Source organism: Cellulomonas septica (assembly GCF_012396155.1).
GTDB lineage: Bacteria > Actinomycetota > Actinomycetes > Actinomycetales > Cellulomonadaceae > Cellulomonas > Cellulomonas septica.
The window spans coordinates 1-4,891 of record NZ_JAAXOY010000235.1 but is presented as its reverse complement, the minus strand read 5'-3'; the positions used below and the strand labels follow the sequence as shown (position 1 = coordinate 4,891).

Sequence of the window (4,891 nt, the reverse complement as noted above, 5' to 3'; positions counted from 1 at the left end):
GGCCGCGACGCCGCCGCTCGCCGCCGATCCGGCTGCCGCTGATCCGGCTGCCGCTGATCCGGCTGCCGCTGACCCGTTTGCCGCTGACCCGTTTGCCGCTGATCCGGCTGCCGCTGACCCGTCCGCCGCCGAGCCGTCCGCCGTCGAGCCGTCGACCGTCACGCCGCCGCAGGCCGCCGCAGGTCCGGCGTCCGCTGGGCGACAGGCGACCGTCCCGGCCGCACCGCTGGTCGTCTCGACCGGCGTCGACGTTCTCGTCGTCGGCGCGCACCTGCGCGGTCAGCCGCTCAACGGCGAGCTCGAGGATCTCGGCGCACGGTTCGTCGCCACCGTCCGCACGTCCGACGCCTACCGCCTCGTCGCGCTCGACACCACGCCGCGCAAGCCCGGCCTCGTGCGCGTCGGCCCGGGCCACGGTGCGCCGATCACCGGCGAGGTGTGGCGGGTCGCACCGGCCGCCCTGGGTCGCCTGCTCGCCGCCCTGCCCGGTCCGATGAACCTCGGCCAGGTCGAGCTGGCCGACGGGTCCTGGGTCGTCGGATTCGGCTGCACGGCGGAGGCCGGGCTGACCGGCTCCGACATCACGTGGGCGGGCGGCTGGGTCGCCGCGCTCCGCGCCGGAGCGTGACGAGCGGGTCCTCAGTGCCGGGACCCGCCGCGGTCGCGGGCGGGGATGCGCAGGCCGGACGCGCGCAGGCGCCGGATCAGGTCGCCCGCGCTGACCTGTTGCGCACCCAGCGCGACCAGCTCGGTGATCCGCTCGTCGGGGACGTCGTAGTGGTCGAGGTCGAAGGCGCGACGCGGGAGACCGGCGCGGGCGGCGAAGGCGTGCAGCTCGTCGAGCGAGGAGTCGCTGACGAGGTGCGCCCACGTCGTGCCGTGCCGGGGCCACAGCGGCGGGTCGACGAGCACGGTCACACGACCGAGCCTAGGTGCCCCGTCGTGCCACCGCGTCGTCGACCGCACCGCCGGGCCGCCCCCGCCGGTCGCACCGCCCGGCGGCCGGCCACCGTCAGCGACCGGCGACCGTCAGGCCGTGAAGAGGCGCGACGCCTGGGCCTCCGCGTCGGCGTACGTCTGCGCGGCGCTGTGCATCGCGGCGCTGATCTGGTCGAGCGCCTGCTCGAGCCTCGCCTCCGTCGAGGACCAGTTCGCGACCACGCCCGCGAACGCCGTCGCGGCGGAGCCCCGCCACGTGCCCTGCAGGTCGGCGAGCTGCCGGTGCATCGCGGCGACCTCGCTGCGGATCGACGCGGCCCGTGCCTGCACCCCCGCGGCGGCCTGTGCGACGTGCGCGCTGTCGACCTCGTACCTGCTCATGCGGACCTCCCGACTCCGACGGGCCCGCCCTCCTGGCGAGACCTCGTGCGGCACGACGCTAGGGAGCGGGCGTCGGTCGTCGGACGGTCGAGCCGCGACGCGGTGCACGGAGGTCAGAGAACCCGGGCTGTGGACGGCTCGACGGCGACCGCATGAGCAGGCGAGCCGACAGCGGGCGGACGAGCGCGCGACGAACGCACCAGGCGGCGAGCCGGTGCTCCGCAGGCCGGGGTCCGAGGCCGCCCGCGCATGTCGTCGTCGGTCGGTGACCTACCGGTCGCCGCTGGACGCGCGCACGGCGGCCTGGGCGGCCGCGCCGTCGGACGCCTCGAGCGCCGCGGACTCGGCGTGCTGCGCCGCGAGCGCCTCGGCGTCGATCTTCGCGAGCTCCTTCTCCAGCCGCTGCTTCTCGGCGGAGATGTTCTGCCGCGCGGGCTCCTCCCACGCGGCACCGAGCGGGCTCGAGAACAGCGAGGGGCGTCGCAGCAGCTTGTCGAGGATCTTGAGCCGCGCGCGGACGTACGCCTCGACGGGCAGGTGCGAGTACTCAGCGCGCACGTCGTGCAGGTACGACTTGTAGCGCTGCGGCTCGGCGGCGAGCATCGCGAGGTCCGCGTCGCACAGCACGGCGCAGTCGAAGTCGGCCGGGTCGGGGGAGTGCCGGACCAGGGCGACGACGAGGTCGTGCACGCGCCGGGTCGCGCGCTCCGGGACGCCGAGGCGGGTCAGCTCGTCGACGGCGAGCCGGGCGCTCGCGATCTCGTCCTCGCCGCCGCGGTTGGCGTACGCCTTGCGCTCGGCGGAGTCGAAGATCGCCCCGTGGTACCAGGCGGCGAGCCGCACAAGGTCGGGCTCGTGGGTCTCCTCGACGAGCTCGTCGACGCGGACGAGCACGTCGACCAGGTGCTTGAGGTTGTGGAAGTCGCGGCCGGGTGCGGACCACCTGTCGACGAGCGACTGCCCGACGTCACGGATCTCCTCCGTCGTCGCTGTCGCTCCGGCCCCCTGTGCGCTGCGCTGGAACGCGGACAACAGCCACTGGGGTGCGTCATGGACGCCCATGGATCAAGCCTCACGCCGATGGTCAGGACGCGCCATAGTAGAGCCTCCCGACGGCACCGGGGGGCCCGGTTCGGGATCCTCCGCGGGCGCCGCGGGGAGCACGACGCGCACCGTGGTGCCGCCTCCGTCCGTCTCCGCGAGGCCCACCGTGCCGCCGTGCGCGGTCACGATCGCGGCGACGATCGCCATGCCGAGCCCGGCGCCGCCGGAGTCCCGCCCGCGGGACGCGTCGACCCGGTAGAACCGCTCGAACACCCGCGCGGCGTGCTCGGGGTCGATGCCGGGCCCGTGGTCGCGCACCTCGAGGACGGCCTGCCCGTCGGGTGCGGTGCCGACGGCCAGCTCGACGGGCGTGCCCGCCGGGGTGTGCTGCACGACGTTCCCGACGAGGTTCGCGACGACCTGCCGCAGCCGCGGCTCCTCGCCGAGGACGAGGTGCGGTCCGGACGGTGCCCCGGCGACGAGCGGCACGAGCCGCGCGGTGCGCGAGGGGTCGAGGGCGTGCAGGTCGCTGACCGCGTCGGCGGCGAGCACGGTGAGGTCGACAGGCTCGCGCCGCAGGGGCCGGTTCTCGTCGAGGCGCGCGAGCGCGAGGAGGTCGTCGACGAGCCCGCCCATCCGGGTCGCGGAGTCCTCGATGCGCCGCATGGTGTCGTCGACCTGCGCGGGCTCCCGCAGGGCGCCCATCCGGTACAGCTCCCCGTACCCGCGGATCGCGGCGAGGGGTGTGCGCAGCTCGTGCGACGCGTCGGCGACGAACCGGCGCATGCGGGCCTCGGACGCGGTGCGCGCGGCGAACGCCTGCTCGATCTGCGTGAGCATGCCGTTGAGCGCGACGGACAGCCGCCCGACCTCGGTCTGCTCGGGCGCGGGCGGGACGCGGCGGGACAGGTCGCCCGCGGCGATCGCGGCGGCGGTCGACTCGATCTCGCGCAGCGGCCGGAGCGAGCGACGGACGGCCCACGCGCCGGCGAGGGCACCGAGCAGGACGATCCCCACGCCGCTGACGACCAGCACGAGGACCATCCGCTTCACGGTGCTCTGCACGTCGCCGAGGGGCAGCGCGACGACCACGGAGCCGGACGCGCCCTCGACGGTCAACGGGTACGCCACCGCCCGCCAGCGCGAGTCGTCCGTGGTCGACCGGACGGTGAACGGCTCGCCGCGACGTGCGGTCGCCTGCGCCGCGGTGAGGTCGGGCACGACGGGCACGCCGTAGCGCAGCCGCGCGGACCGCGACGGCGGGCTGACGTTCTCGAACCCGCCGACCTGCACGCGCACGTAGTAGTCGCTGGGCGCGAGGCTGCTGCCGAACGGCGTGAGGGAGTCGAGCTGCTGCTGCGCGAGGCTCAGGCCCTCCGACTCGAGCTTCTCGTCGACCTGCCCGACCATCGTCCCGCCGAGCAGCGTCGCGCTCACCACGCCCGCGAGCACGAGGCCGAGCCCCACGAGGACGGTGATGATGCCGACGAGCCGGTGGACGAGGGGAACGGCGTCCCAGCGCGCGCGCGGCGTCGGGCGTGCGGGGCCGGGCGTGTCGGGCTCGTCCCCGATCGGCACGGGAGGCGCGGAGGACGAGGCCGTCGGACCGGGGACCGCCGCGGGCGCCGGGTCGGTGACCGGAGGGCCGGGCGGAAGGGACGACGCGGACGACGGGGACGCGGTCACGTCGACTCGCGCAGCAGGTAGCCGACGCCCCGCTTGGTGTGGATGAGCGGCGGCAGCCGGTTGCCGTCGGCGTCGGTGAGCTGGTCGACCTTGCGCCGCAGGTAGGAGATGTACGACTCGACGATGTTCGCGTCGCCGCCCCAGTCGTACTGCCAGACGTGGTCGAGGATCTGCGACTTCGACAGCACGCGGCCGGGGTTGAGCATGAGGTAGCGCAGGAGCTTGAACTCGGTGGGGGACAGCTCGACGGGGTGCCCGGCGCGCACGACCTCGTGGCTGTCCTCGTCGAGCTCGAGGTCGGAGTACCGCAGCACGCTCGACGACAGCTCGATGCCCGGTGACGTGCGGCGCAGGATCGCGCGGATGCGCGCGACGACCTCCTCGAGGGAGAACGGCTTGGTGACGTAGTCGTCGCCGCCGACCGTGAGGCCCTGCACCTTGTCGGCGGTGTCGTCGCGCGCGGTGAGGAACAGCACGGGGACGTGCTGGCCCTTCTCGCGCAGCCGGCGGGTCACGGTGAACCCGTCCATGTCGGGGAGCATGACGTCGAGGACGACGAGGTCGGGCTCGACGTCCCGGGCCAGCCGGAGCGCGGCTCCGCCGTCGGCGGCGGCGTGCACCTCGAAGCCCGCGAACCGCAGCGACGTCGCGAGGAGCTCGCGGATGTTCGGCTCGTCGTCGACGACGAGCAGGCGGGCCTCGGGCTGGGCGGGCGCACCGGTCATCCTCCCAGTCTGGTCCTGGTTCCTGGGTGCCGCCTGGGAGCGCGCTGCGTGCCGCGCGCGCTCCCGCGTCGGGCAGGCGGCGCGCGTCGGGCAGCCGGCGGTCCGCGCCACGAGGG

At 75.1% G+C, this 4,891-nt stretch carries 6 protein-coding genes; 1 reads left to right on the top strand and 5 read right to left on the bottom strand.

Annotation, left to right across the window (positions count from 1 at the left end; all coding sequences use genetic code 11):
* The first annotated feature begins 226 nt into the window (after window positions 1–226).
* Window positions 227–628 (top strand): allophanate hydrolase-related protein, encoded by a 402-nt coding sequence (locus tag HGA02_RS21815; protein ID WP_425483055.1) that lies wholly within the window; start codon window positions 227–229, stop codon window positions 626–628.
* 11 nt (window positions 629–639) lie between these two features.
* Here the strand turns inward: HGA02_RS21815 and HGA02_RS10400 are convergent, their stop codons facing one another.
* The 5 genes from HGA02_RS10400 to HGA02_RS10380 form a co-directional block, all read right to left on the bottom strand.
* Window positions 640–918, bottom strand: coding sequence for a DUF4031 domain-containing protein (locus HGA02_RS10400; protein ID WP_168678945.1), 279 nt, complete (start codon window positions 916–918; stop codon window positions 640–642).
* A gap of 111 nt (window positions 919–1,029) precedes the next feature.
* On the bottom strand, window positions 1,030–1,320 hold the full coding sequence (locus HGA02_RS10395; protein WP_124341363.1) for a WXG100 family type VII secretion target: 291 nt from the start codon (window positions 1,318–1,320) through the stop codon (window positions 1,030–1,032).
* A gap of 270 nt (window positions 1,321–1,590) precedes the next feature.
* Window positions 1,591–2,382, bottom strand: a complete 792-nt coding sequence (locus tag HGA02_RS10390; RefSeq protein WP_168678944.1) for an HD domain-containing protein — start codon at window positions 2,380–2,382, stop codon at window positions 1,591–1,593.
* A gap of 3 nt (window positions 2,383–2,385) precedes the next feature.
* Window positions 2,386–3,942, bottom strand: coding sequence for a sensor histidine kinase (locus HGA02_RS10385; protein ID WP_343035429.1), 1,557 nt, complete (start codon window positions 3,940–3,942; stop codon window positions 2,386–2,388).
* Between the two features lie 104 nt (window positions 3,943–4,046).
* Window positions 4,047–4,775 carry a response regulator transcription factor gene (locus tag HGA02_RS10380; protein ID WP_124341366.1) on the bottom strand — a complete coding sequence of 243 codons (729 nt, stop codon included), beginning with the start codon at window positions 4,773–4,775 and terminating at the stop codon, window positions 4,047–4,049.
* Window positions 4,776–4,891 lie beyond the last annotated feature (116 nt).

Bases quoted from the DNA above. Each gene is read 5' to 3' on its own strand.
- HGA02_RS10395 (WP_124341363.1), bottom strand. From the start codon at position 1,320: ATGAGCAGGTACGAGGTCGACAGCGCGCACGTCGCACAGGCCGCCGCG.
- HGA02_RS10390 (WP_168678944.1), bottom strand. From the start codon at position 2,382: ATGGGCGTCCATGACGCACCCCAGTGGCTGTTGTCCGCGTTCCAGCGC.
- HGA02_RS10380 (WP_124341366.1), bottom strand. From the start codon at position 4,775: ATGACCGGTGCGCCCGCCCAGCCCGAGGCCCGCCTGCTCGTCGTCGAC.